The sequence below is a fragment of the Amycolatopsis sp. NPDC031561 genome (assembly GCF_055580625.1).
Map to the genome: position 1 here is coordinate 144054 of NZ_JBVILA010000008.1, position 21137 is coordinate 165190.

The following is a 21137-nucleotide window of genomic DNA, read 5'->3' on the forward strand; positions in this document are numbered from 1 at the left end:
TGGCTGGGTCTCGTCGGCAGTCCAGGTCCGCGCCGACGAAGGCTTACTTCGTGGAGGCTGTCATGGGTGTCATGAAAGGGTCGTTCAGGACAAAAAGTGTCCTGAACGACCCTTTCATGACACACGCGGCGACCTACACGCCCAGCGCGTCTGCCTGTTCCCGGAACACGTCGTAGCTCGCCTTCCCGAACAGCACGAACCGCACCACCTCGACGGAACCGGTCCCGGCCGCGAGCGTGCTCAGCACGGTCTCCAGGGCGATCTCCGCGGCGGACTCCACCGGCCACCGGTAGATCCCGGTCGAGATCGCGGGGAACGCGACGGTGTGCGCGCCGAGGTCCGCGGCCACGTGCAGCGAGTTGCGGTGGCAGGCCGCCAGCAGCGGTGAGCGGTCTTCGGAATCGGACCACACCGGTCCGACGGTGTGCACCACCCAGCGCGCCGGAAGGCGGCCCGCCGTGGTGGCGACCGCCTCTCCGGTCTTCAGTCCCTTGCCGTAGTGCCCCGCGCGCAGGGCCCGGCATTCGGCGAGGATCTCCGGTCCGCCGCGGCGGTGGATCGCGCCGTCCACCCCGCCTCCGCCGAGCAGGGACGAGTTCGCGGCGTTCACCACGACGTCGACCCGCTGTTCGGTGATGTCGCCTTCGACCAGTTCGATCCTCATGATCGCTCCGTCAGCCGTTGAAGTACTCGACGAGTACCGGGGCCACCGCCTTCGGCTTGAGCATATGCGTCTGGCCCTCGATCGTGCGGTGTTCGGCGCCGGGGACCGCCTTCGCCAGCGCGGCGACGCCGTTGCGGATCCACGCGGGGCTCTTGCCGCCGTCCATGACCAGTGTCGGCACGGAGACGCTAGCCCAGCGGCCCTCGGGCAGCGGGGTGCCGTCGTGCAGGCCGTCGAACAACGCGGCGTCGTAGCGCAGGGTCGGCGCGACCTTCTTCAGCTTCGGCCAGGCGGGCATGAACTGCATCATGAACACGACCGGAGCCGGGACACGGACGCCTTCGCGCATAAAGGTCTTGATCGCGGTGCCGGGCCGTCCGGTGGCGATGGCCGTCTCCAGCCGTTCGGTGTAGTCGGCCGGGACCGGCGGGCGCGTGTCGTCGACGACCAGCGGGAATTCGTAGACCGCCAGTTTCGTGATCGGGAGCCCGGCCTTCGCGGCTTCGAGGGCGAGCGCGGCACCGGACGAGATCCCGTAGACGTGGGCGCTCCCGCCCGCTTCCTTGATCAGCGCCGCGATGTCCTCGACTTCGCGGGCGACGGAGAACGGCTCGGTGTCGCCGCTCTCGCCGCGGCCTCGGCGGTCGTAGGTGTAGACGGTGAAGTGCGGGGCCAGTTCGGCGGCCAGCGGTTTGGCTGGACCGAATTCGCGGTGGCACATCGCGCCGTCGACCAGGATGACGGCGGGGCCGGAGCCGGTGCAGGTGTAGGCGATGGTGGTGCCGTCTTGCGAGGTCACGGTGCTCATGACGGGGGATTCTCCTCGGTTGTCTAGCGGGCTGTGCGGATGGTGACGGCGGTGACCCAGCCCCAGGCCAGCATCACGGTGGCCCAGAAGGCGAGCATCACGACGGCGTTCGCGTTGCCGGAGCTGATCCCGGCGAACGAGGCGAAGAACGCGACGCCGGTGGCGCGGGAGTAAACGGCCCAGCCGCGGTGGCCCTCACGGGAGAAACGGCTCGCGAACACGAAGGTCGCGACGATCAGTGAGAGGAAGCCGACCGAGCCCGCGGCCATGTGCAGGACCCCCGCGGTGCTGAGGGTGGCCGGGCCGGCGCCGACAGGGAAGCCGTTGCCCGCGTCGGCCTTGAAGACCGCGGCGAACAGCAGGCTGACGCCGAAGACGCCCAGCAGTCGTGGACCCCAGACGCTGCCTCTGCCGGGTTTCAGCGTCCGGCTGAGCCCGATCGCTCCGGCGATCATCAGGACGCCGGTGACCAGGAAGTTCGTCACCTGGATCCAGCCGGCGTCGCCGTTGCTCAGCATGCTCGCCGGGTGCTTCGTCAGGTCGAAGCCTTCGCGGACCGCGGCCTGGGTGAGCGAGGTCAGGAAGTACAGCGGGCCCGAGACGGCGCCGCAGGCGAGCAGGGCGCGGGCCGGAACGGCGAGGTGGGTGCGGGCGGCGGCGATGGTCATCGTCTCGGCCTTTCGGAGCGGGGTGCGTTGCGCACCACTCTCGCTCCGAACTCTCAAGTTGTCAAGACAAAAAAAGTTGTCGGTGATGCCCGGTGCGGCGCCCGAAGGCGTCGCAACCAGAGGACTACTTGCTGTTTCGCAAGGTCAGGACGGTGATCTCGCTCGGCGCGAAGACGCGCAGCGGCGGTCCCCAGAAGCCGGTGCCGCGGCTCGTGTAGAGCTGCGTGCGCTCGCCGTGGCGCGAAAGCCCGGCCAGAACGGGCTGGTCGAGCCGGACCAGGAGGTGGAACGGCCAGATCTGGCCGCCGTGGGTGTGCCCGGAGATCTGGAGGTCGATCCCCGCCTCGGCGGCCTGTTTGACCTGCTTCGGCTGGTGCGCGAGCAGGACGACCGGGGTGCTCGCGGCGACGCCGTCGAGCGCGGCGGGGAGGTCGGGGCCGTGGCCCGGGAGGCCCGAGGCGGCGCCGGTCGGGTCGTCGATCCCGGCGAAGACGAGCGTGTCCCCGCCCTGGGAGACGGGCAGGTGCCGGTTGTGCAGCGGTTCCCAGCCGAGGTCGCGCATGTGGTCGAGCCAGGCCTGTGCCTCGCCGAAGTACTCGTGGTTGCCGGTGATGTAGAACTTGCCGAGCTTCGCGCGCACCTTGCCGAGCGGCGCGACCTGCTGTGCGCGTTTGGCGACGGAACCGTCGGCGAGGTCGCCCGCGTGGGCCACGACGTCGGCGTCGAGTTCGTTCACCACCTCGACGACCTTCTCCGACCACTTCGTCCGGTTCAGCGGGCCGAAGTGGGTGTCGGTGATGATCGCGAAACGAAGACCGTCGAGCCCGGCGCCGAGCCGGGGGAGGACGACGTCGAGCTCCTTGAGCCGCGGCACGCGCCGGGCTTCGATCATCCCGTACGCCGCCAGTGCCACGAAGGCCACCAGGACGACACCGGACACGATCCCCGCCGCACTGTCCACTCCGGACACGGAGAGCACGAGCCGCAGCACGTTTCCGAGTACCGACAAGGAGAACAGCAACCAGATCAGCCCGAGAGAGAGGTCGCCGATCTTCGCCGCGACGTCGCGTTGCCACGGGCCGTGGCCGAGGATCATGCACGCGGGCACGGCCAGCGCGGCGACGGCGAACACGATCGTTCCGAGGACTTCGAGCGCGGCCGGCAGTTCGGGGGATCCGACGATCGTCCACCACGGCACTCCGAACAGGAGGGCGAGAACGGCGATCAGCGCGGCGACGCGGACAAGGATGCGGGGCATGATGCGGCCAGACTAACAGACCATTGGTCTCTACCGCGGTCCTCGCTGAGGGCCTCTCAGCTACGTCGGCGGACGTACGCGAGGTGTCGCTTCACGGGCGACGCTTCGTGAGCCGGATCGCAAGACACTCTTTCGTATGAAGGAATTACGGCGGATCGAGCGCGTCGCCTACGTGACCGGGGTGCTCCTGTTCCTCAGCGGTGTCGTGCACGCGGTCGTACTGATCGCGTCCGGTGATTCGTGGACCGGGCCGCTGTCGATGCGGAAAGCGGTCACGTTCGGCCTGTCGTTCGGGCTGACGCTGGCCACCGTCGCGTGGGCGACGTCGTACGTCGCGGTGCGGCCGCGCGTGCGGAACGTGCTGCTCGGCGTCTTCACCGGCGCGAGCGTCGTCGAGACGGCGCTGGTGAGCATGCAGGCCTGGCGCGGGGTTCCGTCGCACTTCAACTTCGAGACCGGTTTCGACAACGCGGTGTCGACGACGCTCGCGGCGGGCGGTGGCGTCATCATCCTGACGGCGGTCTCGTTCACCGCGGCCGCGATGCGCGGCGAAGGGGAGACCACGCCGAGCATGCGGCTCGCGGTGCGATCCGGACTCGTCGCGCTGCTGGTAGCGCTCGGCGCTGGCGCCGCGATGATCGCGAGCGGTGTCGTCGAGGCGCGGGGCGGGAACCCGCAGGCCGCGTACACCACCGCCGGCGCGCTGAAGCCGCTGCACGCGGTGGCGATGCACGCGATCCTCATCCTGCCGGGGCTCGCCTGGCTGCTGCGGTTCGCGGACTGGACGGAACGGCGGCGCGTGCGGCTGGTGTGGGTGGCGATCGGTGCTTACGCCGTGCTGACCGCGGTGGTGGGGGCCGAGTCCGTCGCCGGGGTCTCGCCGCTCGCGGCTTCGCCGGTCGAGACGGTGACTTCGGGCCTCGCGCTGGGGGTGCTGGGACTTAGCGGTGCGGTCGCCCTTCGTGAAGCGGTTCGTGCTCGGTCCCGGGTGCTATGAAAGTCCCCTTCATTGCAAATTTTGCAATGAAGGGGACTTTCATAGCGCGCGCTAGCGCCCCACGTAAGCGCGCAAGTGCTGTGCCGTGAGCGTGTCACCGGAGGTGACCAGCTCCGAAGGAGTCCCGGTGAAGACCACCTCGCCCCCGTCCACCCCCGCGCCCGGACCGAGGTCGACGATCCAGTCGGCGTGCGCCATCACGGCCTGGTGATGCTCGATGACCACCACCGTGTTCCCGTCGTCGACGAGCCGGTCGAGCAGCCCCAGCAACTGGTCGACGTCGGCGAGGTGCAGCCCGGTGGTCGGCTCGTCGAGGACGTACGTCGCCGACTTCTCCGCCATCCGGATGGCCAGTTTGATCCGCTGACGCTCCCCGCCGGAGAGCGTGGTGAGCGGCTGCCCGAGGCCGAGGTAACCCAGGCCGACGTCGGAGAGCCGGTCCAGGATCGTCCGCGCCTGCCCCGAGGTGAAGAACTCGCGCGCCTCGGCGACCGGCATCGCGAGGACCTCGCTGATGTCCTTGCCCCGCAGCTTGTAGGTCAGCACCTCGGCGGTGAACCGCTTGCCCTCGCACTCTTCGCAGACCGTCGCGACCCCGGCCATCATCGCCAGATCGGTGTAGATCAGCCCGATGCCCTTGCACTTCGGGCAGGCGCCTTCGGAGTTCGCGCTGAACAGGGCCGCCTTGACGCCGTTGGCCTTGGCGAACGCGGTGCGGATCGGGTCGAGCAGACCGGTGTAGGTCGCCGGGTTGCTCCGCCGCGAGCCGCGGATGGCCGACTGGTCGAGCACCACCACGTCGTCCCTTGTGGACAGTGAGCCGTGGATGAGCGAGCTCTTGCCCGAACCGGCGACCCCGGTGACCACGGTCAGCACCCCCAGCGGGATGTCGACGTCGACACCGCGCAGGTTGTGCCGCGTCGCGTTCCGGATCTCGAGCTGCCCGGTGGGCACGCGGACCTCGTCCCGCAGCCGCGCCCGGTGGTCGAGGTGCCGTCCGGTGAGCGTGCCGGACGCGCGCAGTCCGGCGACGTCGCCGGTGAAACAGATCTGCCCGCCGTTCGGCCCGGCGCCGGGGCCGAGGTCGACGACGTGGTCGGCGATCTCGATCGTCTCCGGTTTGTGCTCGACGACGAGCACCGTGTTCCCCTTGTCCTTCAACAGGAGCAGCAGGCCGTTCATGCGCTGGATGTCGTGCGGGTGCAGCCCGACGGTCGGCTCGTCGAAGACGTAGGTGACGTCGGTGAGGCTGGAGCCCAGGTGCCGCACCATTTTCACGCGCTGCGCCTCGCCGCCCGACAGCGTCCCGGATTCGCGGTCGAGGCTGAGATAGCCGAGGCCGATCTCCACGAGCGAGTCGAGGGTGCCGCGCAGGGTCTCCATCAACGGGCCGACCGACGGATCGTCGAGTTTGCGGACGAAATCGGCCAGGTCGTTGATCTGCATCGACGAGCAGTCGGCGATGTTCAGGCCGTCGATCTTCGACGACAGCGCCGCCTGGTTGAGCCGGGCGCCTTCGCACGCCGGGCACCGCTGGAAGGTGATCGCGCGATCCACGAAAGCCCGGATGTGCGGCTGCGTCGCCTCCTTGTCCTTTGCCAGGAACAGCCGCTGGACCTTCACCAGCAGGCCCTCGTAGGTGGTGTTCATCCCGCCGAGCTTCATCTTGGTGGCGGGTTTGTGCATGAAGTCTTCCCACTGCTGGGGCGTGTAGTCCTTCAGCTTGACCGCCGGATCGACGAAGCCCGCCTCCGCCAGTCCCTTCCAGTACCAGGACCCCGGCGCGAAGTTCGGGACGGTGATCGCCCCTTCGTCGAGGGAAAGCTCCTTGTCGACGAGCTGGTCGACGTCGATGGTGGAGACCTTCCCCAGCCCCTCGCAGTCGGGGCACATCCCCTCGGGAAGGTTGAAGCTGAACGCGCCCGACGTCCCGACGTGCGGCCGGCCCAGCCTGCTGAAGACGATCCGCAGCATCGTGTGCGCGTCGGTCGCGGTGCCGACCGTGGAGCGGGAGTTGGCCCCCATCCGCTCCTGGTCGACGACGATCGCGGCGCTCAGGTTCCGCAGCGTGTCCACGTCCGGCCGTCCGACCGGGGCCATGAAGGACTGGATGAACGCGGTGTAGGTCTCGTTGATCAGCCGTTGCGATTCCGCGGCGATGGTGCCGAACACCAAGGACGACTTCCCCGAGCCGGAAACACCGGTGAAGACGGTGAGGCGGCGTTTGGGGATGTCGACCGAGACGTCGGCGAGGTTGTTCTCTCTGGCTCCGCGCACCTGGATCATGTCGTGGCTGTCGGCGGCCGAAGGCATGGCTCTCCCCTGGTTAGAACTCTTTAGCCTGTAAAGTGAGGGTAGCAGAGGTTACTTTATGCTGTAAGGAGTGGGCAAGTGGTCGTCTACGCGGCTCAGGGGGATCCTCGACGGTCGATGGCCCTGCTGTGGCGGACGGAGTCGCCGGACGTCGAGCGTCCCGGCCCCAAACCGGGACTTTCGGTGGAGCTGATCGTCGAGACCGCCGTCGCGATCGCGGATGCCGAGGGCATGACCGGCCTTTCGATGCGTGCCGTCGGGGACAAGCTCGGCCGTACGGCCATGGCGCTCTACACCTATGTCCCGAGCAAGAGCGAACTGCTCGATCTCATGTACGACAAGGCGCTCGCCGAGCTTTCGGTCTCCTATGACGGCGAAGGCTGGCGAGCCGACGCCACGCGATGGGCCGAAGACCTCTGGGGCTTCTACCTGCGGCATCCCTGGGTCCTGCAGGTCTCGCAGGCGCGGCCGGTGCTGGGGCCGAACGAGTACGTCGTACTGGAGGCGCTCGTGAAGATCCTGCGCCGCACCGGGCTGTCCCCGGTGGTGCTGCGGCGGCTGATCAGCGCGCTGTACTCATGCGTGCGCGAGCCGGCGAGGACGGCTTCGGAGTCGCGGCTGGCCGAGAAGGCGACGGGCCAGTCCGACGACGAATGGTGGTACGAGCGGTCCGCGCACCTGAAGGAGGTCTCGCCGGACTTCGCCGAGCGTTTTCCGACGCTGACCTGGCTGGAGCGCGAACAGGCGTTCCGGATGGAGGACGAGACGGTGTCCTACCTGGAGCAAGAGGCGAGGGAGGCCTTCGAGCTGTCGCTGACCGTTCTCCTGGACGGGATCGAAGTCGCGATGAAAGCGGAGTAGCCTTCTCCGCATGCCCAGTGATTTCGCCTTGAAGACCATGAACGCCGTCCATCGCGTCATCCAGAAGGTCAGCGGCGGCCGCGCCGGCTGGCAGGTCGCCGGGATGACCGTGCTGGAACTGACCACCATCGGCCGCAAGTCCGGTCAGCCGCGCACCGTCCTGCTGACCTCGCCGCTGCGCGAGGGCGACGCGTACGTCATCGTCGCCTCCCGCGGTGGCGACGACCAGCACCCGGCGTGGTTCCTCAACCTCCGCGACAACCCCGACGTCCAGGTCACCTTGAAGGGTGAGACCGCGCAGCCGATGGTCGCGAGCGTCGCCGACACCGAGCTGCGAGCCCGTCTGTGGCCGAAGATCACCGCGGACTACAAGAACTACGCGCAGTACCAGACCAAGACCGAGCGCGAGATCCCCGTGGTCTTGCTGGCACCCAAGGCGTAACGCCCGGCATCCCCCGCGAGGGGCCGGGTCCATCGGCCCTACCGGCGAGTCGGTAAGCGAGGGACCGTTGTTCTCGACGAAGTACACGATGAGAACGCGAGGATGCCGATGTACGACTCCTTGGGTCTCGAGATGCTCGACCGCGAGCAGTGCCTGTCACTGCTCGCGGGTTCCGGGCTCGGCCGGGTGGTGTTCACCTCCCGGGCACTGCCGGCGATCCAGCCCGCGCGGTTCGCGCTCCACCACGGCGCGATCGTGATCCGGACGCCGTCACAGAGCGCGTTGTTCGCCGGAGTGCTCGACAGTGTGGTGGCGTTCGCCGTCGACGGGTTCGCCGCGGACCTGGGGACCGGTTGGTACGTCACCGTCCTCGGCCGTGCCTCCGAGGTGCGTGACCCGATCGTGACCGCCGAGCTCGCGACCTTGCCGCTGGGCTGCTGGACTGGGCGAACGGACTCCCGGTACCTCCGGATCCCGGTCGAGTCCGTAACCGGACGAAGGATCCTCGGCGTGTGCAGTAACGAAGCACTGTCCGTGATCGACGCACCAGGTGAGCGATCCGGGCGCGTTTGTCATTCCTGACCCCACTGCCCGGGGAGTTAGTCCGGGACGGTGACGCCAGTGCGGCGGGTGAGTGCGGCGGGTGACGCCAAGGCGCCGAGAATTCTGGACGCGGTGGCCGGGATCGCCCAAGATCTCAGCCTGCCCGACGTCCTGCGGCGCATGGTCGAATCCGCCTGCGAGCTGACCGGTGCGCCGTTCGGCGCGCTGAGCGTGCTCGATTCGGACGAATTCATCCGCTTCGGCGACGCGTGGGAGTCCCCGCCGTCCGAAGACGAGTCCCGAGTGATGCCCATCGGCCTGCGCGGCCGCATCTTCGGGATGCTGTACCTCGCCCGCAAGTCGGGCGGTGAGGAGTTCACCGAATCCGAGGAGGACCTGCTCGTCGCGCTCACCGCGGCGGCCGGTGTGGTGATCGAGAACGCCGCGCTGTTCGATCAGGTGCAGCGGCGCGAACGCTGGCTCGAAGCCTCCTATCACGTCACCGGCGCGCTCCTGACCGACCAGGACCTGACAGCGACCCTGCACCTGATCGCCGATCGCGCCCGCGTCGTCGCCGGTGGCACGGCGGGCGCGGTGGCCCGTCCGCGAGGCGACGGGCAGCTGGTCTTCGAGATCGTCGAGCCGCCGGGGCCGGACGCGGACCGGCTCGCCGGGATCGTCGTGCCGACGGAGGGCACCGCGACCGGGATGGCGTTCACCACCGGCAAACCCGTCGTGGTCCGGGACTACGGCGAAAAGGTGGTCGAGTACCAGGGTGATCGCGGTGCCGTGATGCCCGCGGTGATCAAGGATCTCGATTCCACGGTCGCCGTCCCGTTGATCGTCGGCGAGGAGAAGCTCGGCGTCCTGCTGGTGGCGAAGTTCCGTGACAAGACACCGTTCTCCGCCTACGACGTCCAGCTCGCCGAGACCTTCGCCGCGCACGCCGCGCTCGCGGTCGAATTCGCCCGTGCGCAACAGGACAGGCAGCGGCTCGCCGTCTTCGAGGACCGCGACCGGATCGCCCGCGACCTGCACGATCTGGTGATCCAGCGGCTGTTCGCGATCGGGCTCGGCCTGGAGGGGCTCGGCAGGCTCGCGGCCGAACCCTCCGTCGCCGAACGCGTGAGCACTTTCGCGCACGAGATCGACCGCACGATCCGCGAGATTCGCAACAGCATCTTTTCGTTGCAGGAACCGGCGGAGGCGCAGGGCAGCCTTCGGTCGGAACTGCTGCGCGTCGCGCTCGACGCGGGCTGCGCGTCCGAACCCCGGGTCGGGTTCGACGGGCCACTCGATTCGACCGTGCCGGACACGGTTCGCTCGGATCTCATCGCGACCCTGCGCGAGGCACTGTCCAATGTGGTCAGACACGCGGAGGCGACGGCGGTGTCGGTCGACGTCTCGGTCGACCGTGACGGGCGATGGTTGAAGCTTTCGGTGGTGGACGATGGTGTCGGCATGCCCGCCGAACCCGGACATCGCAGTGGCGTGGCGAACCTCGCCGAACGCGCGGCCCGCTGGAACGGGTCGTTCAGCGTCGAAGCGAGGCCGGAAGGCGGGACGAGGCTCGACTGGTCGGTGCGGCTGCCGGCCCGACAGGGGAGTGTGGGATGACGATTTCGGTGTTCCTGCTGGACGATCACGAACTCGTCCGCACCGGGTTGAAGACCGTTTTCGAGGCCGAAGACGATCTCACGGTGGTCGGCGAGGCGTCCACGGCCGCCGAAGCACTCGTGCGGATCCCCGTCGTCAAACCGCAGGTCGCGGTGCTCGACGTCCGGCTGCCGGACGGCGGCGGGATCAGTGTCTGCCGCGAGATCCGGGCATCCGTCGAACCGCCGCCCGCCTGCCTGATGCTGACGTCGTACTCGGACGACGACGCGTTGTTCGGCGCGATCATGGCGGGCGCGGCCGGGTACATGCTCAAGCAGGTGTCCGGCGGTGCGCTCGTCAAGGCCGTCCGCACGGTCGCGGCGGGCGGATCGCTCCTCGACAGCACGCTGACGGCGTCGGTGATGAACCGCTTGCGCGGCGAGACCGACGATCATCCGGACCCGCGGTACGAACAGCTGAGCCCGCAGGAACGGCGCGTGCTCGACCACATCGCCGACGGGCTGACCAACCGCCAGATCGCCGAAAAGCTGTTCCTGGCGGAGAAGACGGTCAAGAACTACGTGTCCTCGTTGCTGCACAAGCTCGGCTTCGAACGCCGCACCGCCGCCGCCGTCTACGCCACCCAACGCCGCAAGCCGTCCTCTTAGAAGAGCGTGATCCCGTCGGCGAAACCGGGATCCTCGCGCAGCACCCGCCGCAGTTCGTTGAGCGCCCGGTGCTGCGTGACGCGCACCGCGCCCGCGCTCGCCATGCCCAGCGTGCTCGCGGTCTCTTCGGCACTGAATCCGAGGATCACCCGGAGCACCAGCACATCCCGCTGCTTCGACGAAAGCACCTTGAACAACAGTGACAGCTGGCGTCCGCGCTCGGCCTTCTCGACCTCTTCGAACGTCGGGTTCCATGGCCCGTCCTGTTCGGGTTCCGGATCCGCCACCGGTGCGGACGGATCGCGGGCGAGGTTCCGGCGGACGTCGGCGACCTTGTGCGAGGCGATCCCGAAGACGTACGGCAGGAAACTGTTGTTCTGGTAGCTGTAGCGCGGCAACGCGACAAGGACGGCCATCAGGACCTCCTGTGCGCAATCCTCGGCGTTGGAGATGCCGCGCGTCGGACCGCCCAGCCTGCCGAGGCAGTACCGGAACACGATCGGCCGGAGCAGCGTCAGCAAGCTCCCGATGGCCTGCCGGTCACCACTGATCGCCGCGCGGATCATTTCGCCGTCCGGCTCGCCCGGCCGGGGCACGTACGCCGGGCGCACGGCTTCGGACACGGTCATCACGCCGGGTGGGCCGTTCTCGGTGTGTACCTGTGCGTTCCCATCGTCCCCACCTCCCGAAAGCCCCCAGCTCTGGTTGACTCTTCCGACGTTACGGAGCGCGTTCGCGAGTCGCACCGGTACTGCAGCCCGGAGTAGTGGGGTCTTTAGACCCTGGTGTGCGCCGGCTATGGACTTTCGCCAGATTGGTCTAGACAATTAGCCCAGCGCGGCGGCAGGCCGCCCATGATCGGAGAGGAATCGCGATGAGGCGTTCCAGATCCCTGGCTTTTCTGGCCGTTATGGTGCTCACCTTCGCCGGTTTGATCACCGGCGGCGGCACCGCGAGCGCGGCCAACCTGCTCCTCAATCCCGGCTTCGAGGCGGGCTCGACGTCCGGCTGGTCCTGCGCGGCGGGCGCGGCCGTGAGCACGCCGGTCCGTTCGGGCGGTTACGCCGTTTCGGTCACGCCGGGCTCGACGACCGGGAAATGCGCACAGACGGTATCCGTCAAGCCGAGCACGACCTACGCGGTTTCCGCCTGGGTGAACGGGAACCCGGTGTACCTCGGGGTCACGGGCGGGCCGTCGACCTGGACCGCCGCGACCGGCTACACGCAGCTTTCGCTTTCGTTCACGACGTCGGCGACACAGACGACGGCGGAGGTGTACGTCCACGGCTGGTACGGGTCGGGCACCTTCTACGCGGACGACATCAGCCTCGACGGGCCGGGCGGCGGCACCCCGGGAGCGCCTCCGGCAGCGGGGAATCCGACCGTGGGCACGGTGACTAACTCGTCGATCACGCTCTCGTGGGGAGCCTCGGCCGGCACGGTGACGGGGTACCGCGTGTACGAAGGCGGGAACGTGGTCGCGACGGTGACCGGGACCTCCGCCACCGTTTCGGGGCTGACGGCCTGTTCTTCGCACAGCTACTCGGTGGCCGCGTACAACAGCGCGGGTGAATCGCCCAAGAGCGCGGAGGCGGGCGCCACGACCGGCGGTTGCGTCGACACCGGCCTGCCGAAGCACGCGCTGATCGGCTACCTGCACGCGAGTTTCGCCAACGGTTCCGGCTACACGCGGATGGCCGACGTCCCGGCGGCCTGGGACATCGTCAACCTCGCCTTCGGTGAGCCGACTTCGGTGACGTCGGGCGACATTCGCTTCACGCGGTGCCCGGTGGCGGAATGCCCGACCGTGGAAAGCGACGCGGACTTCATCGCCGCGATCAAGGCGAAGCAGGCGCAGGGCAAGAAGGTCCTGATCTCCATCGGCGGTCAGAACGGCCAGGTCCAGCTGACCACCACCGCGGCGCGCGACGCCTTCGTCAGTTCGGTTTCCGCGATCATCGACCGCTACGGGTTGAACGGGCTCGACATCGACTTCGAGGGACACTCGCTGTACCTCAACTCCGGTGACAACGACTTCCGCAACCCGACCACGCCGGTGATCGTCAACCTCATCTCGGCGCTGAAGACGCTGAAAGCCAAGTACGGCACGGGATTCGTGCTCACGATGGCGCCGGAGACGTTCTTCGTGCAGACCGGCTACCAGTACTACGGCGGGCTCGGCGGCGCGGACAACCGGACGGGGTCGTACCTGCCGGTGATCCACGCGATGCGGGACGCGCTGACCGTGCTGCACGTCCAGGACTACAACTCCGGACCGGTGATGGGGCTGGACAACCAGTACCACTTCATGGGCGGCGCGGACTTCCACATCGCGATGACCGACATGATCAAGGCGGGCTTCACGGTGTCCTCGACCGGGTTCCGGTTCCCGGGGCTGCGTGAGGACCAGATCGCGTTCGGCCTCCCGGCCGCGGTGAGCGCGGGCAACGGGCACACCGCGCCGGCGGCGGTGCATTCGGCGCTGAACTGCCTGGTGAAGAACTCCGGCTGCGGGTCGTACACGTTGCGCGGCGGTGCTTCGCCCGCGCTGCGCGGGCTGATGACGTGGTCGATCAACTGGGACCGGTACTACGGCTGGGAATTCCAGAACGCCCACGAACCCTTCCTGAACGCCCTTCCCTGATCCGCGTTTCGTCCTCTAGTTGCGGTAGTTGCGTGTGCAAGGACCGCAACTAGAGGACTACTTGCTTTGGGAGATGCGCCTCGTGGTGCGGGCTCACTTGCCGCTGACAGGACCCGCGTGAAGGCCCCCTTCCCTCGGCTCAGCCGAGGGAAGGGGGCCTTCACGCGCTTGAGGTAGGTGGGAGTGCGACCGGCCCGCTCGTGCCTCGCCGGTTGCTATGAAAGGCCCGTTACTTGCAAATTTTGCAAGTAACGGGCCTTTCATAGCAACCGGGGGTGGGCACGCAGCCCGAATGATCGGCGCAACTAGAGGACTACTTGCGCTGGGAGACGCGCCACGCGGTGCGGTGCCCCAACGCAAGTAGTCCTCTAGTTGCGGTAGTTGCGCACGCAAGAACCGCAACTAGAGGACTACTTGCGCAAGGGGGAGGCGCGCAAGGGGAGGCGCGCAAGGGGAGGCGCGCAAGGGGAGGCGCGCAAGGGGAGGCGGGCAGGGGGAGCGGCCATGGAGCGGGCCCGCACCGTGCAGCTTCGGTGCGGGCCCGCAGTTTCAGGGGAAAGGGACGTCAGAAGCCCGCGGTGATCCGCGTGAAGTCCCAGTCGTTCTGCGCGATGCCACTGCAGTTCTCGGCGACCCCGCCGTTGGGGCAGCCCCGGTCACGGTTGGTCGACCAGAACGCGAGCCTGGCGATCTTGTTGGTCTTGGACCAGTTGGTGATACGGGTCCAGGTGTCGAGACTCGTCAGTTCCCGCTGGTCCGAAAGACCGTTCATCCCGCTGATGCCGAGGTGGCCGTACGCCGTGGCGTCGTTCCACCCGAACGTCGACTTCAGCTTGTCCCGCAGGCCGTTCGCGGCGTTGATGGTGTTCCCGTACATGTCCGCGCCGCCGCCGAAGTCGAACGGCATGATCGTGTAGACGTCGATCCCGGCGTTCAGCGCCTTCGACTGGTCGATGAGCCGCTGGCCCCAGGAGTTCGGGCCGGTGGTCGTCGTGCCGAAGGTGAGAATGGTCTGGATTCCGGGGTTGTTCGCCTTCACGATCTTCAGCGCGTTCAGGACACGGTCCTGCACCGTCGCGTTCTCGAACTCGTCGGTGTTCTCGATGTCGATGTCGATCGCCTTGAGACCGTAGGCGTCGATCACCTTCTGGTAGGCCCCGGCGAGCAATTCCGGAGTCGAGCAGTTCGGGCCGAGCTTGTTGCCGCTCCACCCGCCGAAGGACGGCACGATCTGCCCGCCCGCGGCCTTGATCTGCGCGATCGCGTTCGCGTCGACACCGCCCTGCAGTGGACGGCTGCCGTCCCACGCGGGGTTGCAGCCGCCGGAAGACAGGATGAACGCCATCGTGAACCACTTGATCCCGGTCGCGTTCATGACCGTCTGCGGGTTCGGCGGGTCACCCCAGCCCATGTACAGATACGGCGCGCCACGGCCGCCGGGCAGCGGCGGGTTGCTCGTGGTGGTCGTGGGCGGGGTCGAGGTCGTCGTCGTCGGTGAGGTGGTGGTCGGTGTGGTGGGGGTGGTCGGCGTCGTGGTCGGAGTACCGCCGCCCGGATCACACGAGCCACCGTTGATCTTGCAGTTCGCCGGGGCGACGTAGCCGCCGGAGTACTTGACGTTGAACCCGAAACTGGTGCTGCCCCCGTTGCCGAGGTTGCCGTTCCAGGTGTTCTTCACCGTCACGTGCTGGCCGGACGCCGTGTAGCTGCCGTCCCACAGCGAAGCGATCGAATGTCCCGCGGGGAGGTCGAATTCGACCGTCCACGTGGGAAGGCTCGATCCCGACTTGTTGCTGATCGTGTACTTGCCCTCCCAGCCGGAGCCCCAATCGGAGCCCTTGCTGAAGGCGGCGCCGACGCCGCCGGCCGCGGAGGCCGGCGCGATCACGAGGACCGCGCCGGCCGTTGCGGCAGCGGCGGCCAGGCCGACGGCCTGGATCCAATTCCGCTTAGCCACTGTCAAACCTCTCAGTTCAGGCCGTTGCGCATGGCCGTGACGAGTTCACCGTTTCCGGTGTCACCACTGAGCTCCCAGAAGAACGCGCCGCCGAGACCCTGGTTCTTGGTCCAGCCCATCTTTCCGTTGATGGTCGCGGGAGTGTCGTAGCTCCACCAGTTGTTGCCGCACTTCGCGTACGCGGTGCCCGCGATCGTGCCGGTCGACGGGCAGCTGTTCTTGAGGATCTTGTAGTCCTCGATGCCCGCCTCGTAGGTGCCCGGTGCCGCGCCGGTCGCGGTGCCGCCCGGGGTGTCCTGTGTGACGCCGGTCCAGCCTCGGCCGTAGAAACCGATACCCAGCAGCAGTTTGTTCGCCGGGACGCCCTTGGCCTTGAGCTTCTGGATGGCTTCGTCGGAGTTGAAGCCCTGCTGTGGGATACCCGGGTACGCCGTCAGAGGCGAGTGCGGGGCCGTCGGACCCTGCGCCGCCCAGGCGCCGAAGAAGTCGTACGTCATGACGTTGTACCAGTCGAAGTACGCCGACGCGGGACCGTAGTCGGCGACGTCGAGCTTGCCGCCGCTGCTGGCGTCCGCGGTGATCGCGGCGGTGACCAGGAACGAGGAACCGAACTTGGTGCGCAGCGCCTGTGCCACGTTCTTGATCGCGGCGGGGCCGCTGGTGTCACAGGTGAGACCGCAGGCGTTCGGGTACTCCCAGTCGATGTCGATGCCGTCGAAGACGTCGGCCCACCGCGGGTCCTTGATCAGCTTGTAGCAGGACTCGGCGAACGCGGCCGGGTTCTTCGAAGCCTGGCCGAAGCCGCCGGACCAGGTCCAGCCACCGAACGACCACAGCACCTTCAGGCCCGGGTACATCTTCTTCAGCTTGCGCAGCTGGTTGAAGTTACCGCGAATGGCGCCCGCGTCCCACGAGTCCGCGACACCGTCCACACTGGACCCGGCGTCGTAGAACTTGTCGTAGTCGGCGTAGGTGTCGTCGTTCGCCGTGCAGGAACCGTTGGTGACGTTGCCGAACGCGTAGTTGATGTGCGTCAGCTTCGCCGCGGACCCGGAAGTGTGAATGTTCTTCACGTGGTAGTTACGTCCGTAGACGCCCCACTGCACGAAGTAGCCGAGGTTCTTCTTGGCACCCGGGTTCGGGTTCGTGGTCGTGGTGGTCGGCGGGTTGCTGGTGGTGGTGGTCGTCGGGGGATTCGACGTGCTCGTCCCGGTGGTCGTCGTGCTCGTCGGCGGGTTGCTGGACGTCGGGGTGCCGCCGCCCGGGTCACAGGAACCGCCGTTGATCTTGCAGTTGGCGGGCGCGGTGTAAGTGCCGGAGTACTTGACGTTGAAGCCGAAGCTGACGGAACCACCGTTGGGAACGTTGCCGTTCCAGGTGTTCTTGACCGTCACGTGCTGGCCGGAGGCCGTGTAACTGCCGTCCCACAGCGAAGCGATCGAGTGTCCGGCCGCGAGGTCGAACTCGAGGGTCCACGAGGTCAGGCTGGAGCCGGACTTGTTGGTGATCGTGTACTTGCCTTCCCAGCCGGCGCCCCAGTCAGACCCCTTGGTGAGGGTGGCTCCGACCCCGCCCGCCGCGTTCGCCGGAACGGTCACCAGACCGACCGCCAACGCCGCGACGGCCGTGAACAGGCCGATCAGATGCCATCTTTTTCTCGACATTTCACTCCTTACAAACCCGGTGCAGGAAATGATCTTGGAGAAGATTTCGTCAATGGGAAATCTGCGACATCGCGTTGCCGCGGCCGAAGCCGGGCAGGCGGGGATGCGTCTTCATCGACCACCTCCATGCGGAACGCTTTGTTGCGGGAGACGGTACGTGGTCTGGACCAATATGGGAAGCGTCACTACGTAGAGTGGTGATTTTCCTGCGAACGGCCTAATACGTTCGACAGCGTTATTCGTTCACTGGTTCGGTGCCCTTACCGGCGAGGTTCGTCCATTTCGCCCAGCCGGGCGATATTCGCCGATTCGTCCTCGTCCGGCGCTATGCCGGAAAGGAACACCTCGGCGATTTCGACGGCGACGTCGGGGGAGAGCCGTTTGAGGCTCAGTGCCAGGACGTTGGCGTCGTTCCACCTGCGCGCGCCCGCGGCGATCCAGGTGTCCCAGGCCAGCGCCGCGCGCACCCCGGGGACCTTGTTGGCCGCGATGGCCGTGCCGGTCCCGGTCCAGCACATGACGACGCCGAAGTCGGCCTCGCCGTCGGCGACGGCCTTGCCGACCGCCGCGCCGAGTTCCGGCCAGAGCTCCGACGTCGCGGGGCGGATCACCTCGTGACCGGCCTCGGCGAGGAAGGCCTGGACGGCGTCCGTGGTGGCGTTCCGGTCATCGGCCGCGAAGGCGATCTTCATCTCCCGATCGTAACGCCGCGTCGACAGGTGGCGAACCGGAAGTCGTGGGAGGATCCCGTCGTGGACTCGTCTGCGGAGGAGCGTCATCAGCTCGTGCGCGACCAGGAGATCGCAAGGACACGGATTCTCGAAGCCGCCGCCCGCATCATCGGCGAGACCGGATTCGCCCGGCTCAAGATCGGGATGATCTGCGCCAGGACCGGCTATCACAGCGCCGTCGTCTACCAGCTGTTCGGCTCGAAGGAGACGCTGGTGCAGCGGCTCGTCGAGTTCGCGGCGGAGAAGTTCGCCGACGTCTTCAGCGCCGCCGTCGCCACCCGGACCGGCGGGCTGACGCCCAGCCCGATGGACATGCTGCGCGCGCTGCTGGACATCTTCTTCGAACTGCTCACCGACATGCCGCCGCTGAACCGGGCGTTCGTGGTGCTGTGGACGGACGCGACCGTCGGCGATCCGGCGGTGCGGTCGGCGATGACCGAGGCCGATCGCCGGTACCGGTTCGCCATCGCCCAGACCATCGCCGCCGGGATCGCGGGCGGCTCCATTTCGGGTGTCCGTGACCCCGACGCGTATGCGGCGGCGCTGGTCGGGCAACTGCGGGGGATCGCGGTGGCGGCCATCATCGATCCTGGCGGAATCGATCTGCGAGCCGTCCGAGCGGAGATGGAATACGCCATGGGCAGGCTCGCCTAAACGGTTTTGGTCAGCTCGGCCGCCCCGAACGAGACGTTGAACCGGTCGCACCAGATCGTCACGCTCGAATAGCGTGTCAGATCGGTGCCCTCGGGCAGGGTGTAGTTCTGGTTTCCCTTGTTGCCCTTGAGTTTCCCGGCACTCACGTGCGCGCCGTCGTCGAACACGAACCAGCCGTCCTTGCCCGGCAGGACCGGCGCGTCGGTGAGCAGGACCCGCAGATCCGGGCCGTTGCTCGTGTCGAGATTCTCCAGGCGCAGCACCAATGATCCGTCGGGGGCGCGCAGGATCCGGACGCCGCCGCTGGTCGCGTGTTCGTGGCTGATCAGTTCGCCGGTCGCCACGATCGCGGGCTCTTTCGGTGCGGGGGCGGCACTCGCGGACAGGGGAGCCGAGGTCTGGGCGACGGGCAGGGCTTCCTGCACGGTTTCGTTCACCCAGAGCTTCCACGGCTGGAACCAGTAGAGCCCCGCGGCCACCGCCACCACCAGTCCGGCCGCCAGGACGGTGAGCACCCGCTTGCGTTTCATGTCGCCATTCAACCGTGTGCGGAGTCCGGAATGCCGGGTTGGCGCGGTTACCGAACTCTTACGGCGTGAGCACCACCTTGCCCGCGACCGTCCCGGATTCGGCCAGCCGCATCGCTTCCGCGACCCTGCTCAGCGGCAGCCGCGCCGCGACCTGTGCCGTGATCGCGCCGTCCTTCAGCGCGGCGAAGACCTGGGTGAGGTCGGCGCGAAGGCGCGCACGGAACCGGTTCTTGGCGAAGGACCGTCCCGCCCAGACGTTGAAGAAATACGCGCTCCGGCCGTTGGGCAAGCTGTTCCACAGCATCACGCGGGCAAGGATCTTGAGCACGGGCAACTGCTTGGAGCCCTCGTCGTCGCGGGTCGCGGCGCTGCCGTAGGAGACGAGCGTGCCGCCGCGGGCGAGCAGCTTCCACGACGCGGGCACGCTGGCGCCGCCGACGTGGTCGAAAACGGCGTCGACACCCTCGGGCGCGAGCTCGCGGACGCGGGCGGAGATGTCCTCGGTCCGGTAGTCGATCGGCATGACTCCCAGGCGCCGCAACGCTTCGTGGTGCCGCTTCGACGCCGTGCCGATCACCCGCACCCCCGCCTTCGCGGCGAGCTGGACCAGCAGCGAGCCGACGCCGCCGTTCGCGCCGTGGACGAGGATCGTCTGCCCGGCACGCACCTTGGCCTTGCGGTGCAGCATCTGCCAGGCGGTGATGCCGTTGACCACGGCGGTCTCGGCCTCTTCCGCGCCGAGGCCGTCCGGGACGGGCACGACGTCGGCGGCGTCGAGGACCACGTGGCTGGCCCAGCTCCCGACCTTCGTCAGCGCGGCGATCCGGCGGCCGGTGAGCACGCCGTCGACCCCTGCGCCGGTGGTCAGCACCGTGCCGACCAGGTCGTAGCCGGGGACGAAGGGGAACGGCGGCTGGTCGTAGTACTTGCCGCGGCGCATCTGCTGTTCGGCGAACGAGACCCCGGTCGCCTCCATCGCGACCACGACCTGGCCGGGGCCGGGTGCGGGGAGCGGGCGTTCCCGCAGCTCCAGGCCTTCCGGCTCGACCTTGCCCGGCAGTACCACCTCGGTCAGCGTGTTCATCTCGATCTCCCTGATTGCCTGTCGTGTCCGTTAGAGCTTGTAACCATAGTGAGCACTGCTCTCGAAAATGTCAAGCGGGGTCACGTCTGGGTTTCGGTGCCTTGACCGGGTTCTCGCCAGTTGACACGATTGCCGATCTGAAAACGGCATATCGGACGGAGGCCCTTCGATGGGTTCGGCGATGTTCTCGGTTCTCCTGCCGATAGCGCTGGCACTGGTCATGTTCGGGCTGGGGCTGACCCTGACCGTCGGCGACTTCACGCGGGTGCTGAAGTACCCGAAGGCCGCCGTCATCGCGCTGGTGTGCCAGATGATCGTGCTGCCCGCCATCTGCGTCGGCCTGATCCTGCTGTTCGGCCTCGGGGGCGTGCTCGCCGTCGGGATGATGCTGCTGGTCGCCTCACCCGGCGGGACTTCGGCGAACCTGTTCAGTCACCTCGCCGGCGGCGACGTCGCCCTCAACGTCACGCTCACGGCGATCAACTCCGTGCTGGCCGTGTTCACCCTGCCGCTGGTGGTCGGCCTGTCGATGGCCGCGTTCCTCGACGGCGGTGCCACGGTCGGGCTCCAGCCCGCGAAGTTCGTGCAGGTGTTCGCGATCGTGCTGATCCCGGTCGTGATCGGGATGGCGGTACGGAACCGGTTCACCGACTGGGCCGAGCGGATGCGCAAACCGGTCAAGATCGGCTCCGCCGTGGTGCTCGTGCTGGTGATCGGGGCCGCCATCGCGCAGGAGTTCCGGACCCTGATCGACAACATCGGGACGCTCGGGCCGGTGGCGCTGGCGCTTTCCGTGCTCAGTCTCGCGATCGGGTACTACGTGCCGCGACTGTTCCGGGTGGACCGCGGGCAGTCGATCGCGTCCGCGATGGAGATCGGCGTGCACAACGCCACCCTCGCGATCGCCGTGGCGATCTCGGTGCTCGGGGACAAGGCGATGGCCGTGCCCGCCGGGATCTACGGCGTGCTCATGTTCTTCCCCGCCGGGATCGCGGCCGTGCTGTTGTCGCGGAGCCGGGAGAGCGCGCGAGTGTGAGGTGGCCGGGGTGGTCGTG

General features: G+C 67.9%; 20 protein-coding genes. 9 read left to right on the top strand and 11 right to left on the bottom strand.

What is annotated here, in order from left to right:
- Positions 1-133 precede the first annotated feature (133 nt).
- From ACZ5IK_RS19090 to ACZ5IK_RS19105, 4 genes are all read right to left on the bottom strand, one after another.
- Positions 134-664, bottom strand: a complete 531-nt coding sequence (locus ACZ5IK_RS19090; RefSeq protein WP_465488856.1) for an O-acetyl-ADP-ribose deacetylase — start codon at positions 662-664, stop codon at positions 134-136.
- A 10-nt stretch (positions 665-674) separates the two neighbouring features.
- The gene (locus ACZ5IK_RS19095; RefSeq protein WP_465488857.1) at positions 675-1472 is read right to left on the bottom strand and encodes an alpha/beta fold hydrolase; all 798 of its coding nucleotides are present in this window, start codon (positions 1470-1472) and stop codon (positions 675-677) included.
- A gap of 23 nt (positions 1473-1495) precedes the next feature.
- Complete coding sequence (locus tag ACZ5IK_RS19100; protein ID WP_465488858.1) at positions 1496-2140, bottom strand: DUF998 domain-containing protein; 645 nt, start codon at positions 2138-2140, stop codon at positions 1496-1498.
- 124 nt (positions 2141-2264) lie between these two features.
- Positions 2265-3398 (bottom strand): metallophosphoesterase, encoded by a 1134-nt coding sequence (locus tag ACZ5IK_RS19105; protein WP_465488859.1) that lies wholly within the window; start codon positions 3396-3398, stop codon positions 2265-2267.
- A 136-nt stretch (positions 3399-3534) separates the two neighbouring features.
- On the opposite strand from ACZ5IK_RS19105, the gene ACZ5IK_RS19110 reads away from it, so the two are divergent.
- Positions 3535-4395 (top strand): hypothetical protein, encoded by an 861-nt coding sequence (locus tag ACZ5IK_RS19110; protein ID WP_465488860.1) that lies wholly within the window; start codon positions 3535-3537, stop codon positions 4393-4395.
- A gap of 51 nt (positions 4396-4446) precedes the next feature.
- On the opposite strand, the gene ACZ5IK_RS19115 is transcribed toward ACZ5IK_RS19110, so the two are convergent.
- Positions 4447-6708, bottom strand: a complete 2262-nt coding sequence (locus ACZ5IK_RS19115; RefSeq protein WP_410665912.1) for an ATP-binding cassette domain-containing protein — start codon at positions 6706-6708, stop codon at positions 4447-4449.
- A gap of 78 nt (positions 6709-6786) precedes the next feature.
- On the opposite strand from ACZ5IK_RS19115, the gene ACZ5IK_RS19120 reads away from it, so the two are divergent.
- From ACZ5IK_RS19120 to ACZ5IK_RS19140, 5 genes are all read left to right on the top strand, one after another.
- Positions 6787-7569: a TetR/AcrR family transcriptional regulator C-terminal domain-containing protein gene (locus tag ACZ5IK_RS19120; protein WP_465488861.1), complete on the top strand. Its 783-nt coding sequence runs from the start codon at positions 6787-6789 to the stop codon at positions 7567-7569.
- A gap of 10 nt (positions 7570-7579) precedes the next feature.
- On the top strand, positions 7580-8011 hold the full coding sequence (locus tag ACZ5IK_RS19125; protein ID WP_410603257.1) for a nitroreductase family deazaflavin-dependent oxidoreductase: 432 nt from the start codon (positions 7580-7582) through the stop codon (positions 8009-8011).
- A gap of 102 nt (positions 8012-8113) precedes the next feature.
- A complete protein-coding gene (locus tag ACZ5IK_RS19130; protein ID WP_465488862.1) occupies positions 8114-8593 on the top strand; it encodes a pyridoxamine 5'-phosphate oxidase family protein in 480 nt (159 codons plus the stop codon).
- Between the two features lie 30 nt (positions 8594-8623).
- Positions 8624-10171, top strand: a complete 1548-nt coding sequence (locus tag ACZ5IK_RS19135; protein ID WP_465488863.1) for a sensor histidine kinase — start codon at positions 8624-8626, stop codon at positions 10169-10171.
- Positions 10168-10818, top strand: a complete 651-nt coding sequence (locus tag ACZ5IK_RS19140) for a response regulator (protein ID WP_101610122.1) — start codon at positions 10168-10170, stop codon at positions 10816-10818. The genes ACZ5IK_RS19135 and ACZ5IK_RS19140 overlap by 4 nt, the downstream gene beginning before the upstream one ends.
- On the opposite strand, the gene ACZ5IK_RS19145 is transcribed toward ACZ5IK_RS19140, so the two are convergent.
- The gene (locus ACZ5IK_RS19145; RefSeq protein WP_465488864.1) at positions 10815-11447 is read right to left on the bottom strand and encodes a sigma-70 family RNA polymerase sigma factor; all 633 of its coding nucleotides are present in this window, start codon (positions 11445-11447) and stop codon (positions 10815-10817) included. The genes ACZ5IK_RS19140 and ACZ5IK_RS19145 overlap by 4 nt on opposite strands.
- 245 nt (positions 11448-11692) lie before the next feature.
- On the opposite strand from ACZ5IK_RS19145, the gene ACZ5IK_RS19150 reads away from it, so the two are divergent.
- Positions 11693-13462: a chitinase gene (locus tag ACZ5IK_RS19150; RefSeq protein WP_465488865.1), complete on the top strand. Its 1770-nt coding sequence runs from the start codon at positions 11693-11695 to the stop codon at positions 13460-13462.
- Positions 13463-14027: 565 nt separating this feature from the next.
- On the opposite strand, the gene ACZ5IK_RS19155 is transcribed toward ACZ5IK_RS19150, so the two are convergent.
- From ACZ5IK_RS19155 to ACZ5IK_RS19165, 3 genes are all read right to left on the bottom strand, one after another.
- Positions 14028-15419: a cellulose binding domain-containing protein gene (locus ACZ5IK_RS19155; RefSeq protein WP_465488866.1), complete on the bottom strand. Its 1392-nt coding sequence runs from the start codon at positions 15417-15419 to the stop codon at positions 14028-14030.
- Between the two features lie 11 nt (positions 15420-15430).
- Entirely contained in the window at positions 15431-17083 is a 1653-nt protein-coding gene (locus tag ACZ5IK_RS19160) for a glycosyl hydrolase family 18 protein (protein ID WP_465488867.1), read from the bottom strand.
- A 260-nt stretch (positions 17084-17343) separates the two neighbouring features.
- A complete protein-coding gene (locus ACZ5IK_RS19165) occupies positions 17344-17775 on the bottom strand; it encodes an RpiB/LacA/LacB family sugar-phosphate isomerase (protein WP_101610116.1) in 432 nt (143 codons plus the stop codon).
- Positions 17776-17835: 60 nt separating this feature from the next.
- Here ACZ5IK_RS19165 and ACZ5IK_RS19170 point away from each other — a divergent pair, with 60 nt between their 5' ends.
- Positions 17836-18468: a TetR/AcrR family transcriptional regulator gene (locus ACZ5IK_RS19170; protein ID WP_465488868.1), complete on the top strand. Its 633-nt coding sequence runs from the start codon at positions 17836-17838 to the stop codon at positions 18466-18468.
- On the opposite strand, the gene ACZ5IK_RS19175 is transcribed toward ACZ5IK_RS19170, so the two are convergent.
- Positions 18465-18998, bottom strand: coding sequence for a DM13 domain-containing protein (locus ACZ5IK_RS19175; RefSeq protein ID WP_465488869.1), 534 nt, complete (start codon positions 18996-18998; stop codon positions 18465-18467). The genes ACZ5IK_RS19170 and ACZ5IK_RS19175 overlap by 4 nt on opposite strands.
- Before the next feature lie 58 nt (positions 18999-19056).
- Positions 19057-20082 carry a medium chain dehydrogenase/reductase family protein gene (locus tag ACZ5IK_RS19180; RefSeq protein ID WP_465488870.1) on the bottom strand — a complete coding sequence of 342 codons (1026 nt, stop codon included), beginning with the start codon at positions 20080-20082 and terminating at the stop codon, positions 19057-19059.
- Positions 20083-20251: 169 nt separating this feature from the next.
- On the opposite strand from ACZ5IK_RS19180, the gene ACZ5IK_RS19185 reads away from it, so the two are divergent.
- Complete coding sequence (locus tag ACZ5IK_RS19185; RefSeq protein ID WP_465488871.1) at positions 20252-21118, top strand: bile acid:sodium symporter family protein; 867 nt, start codon at positions 20252-20254, stop codon at positions 21116-21118.
- Positions 21119-21137: the final 19 nt, after the last annotated feature.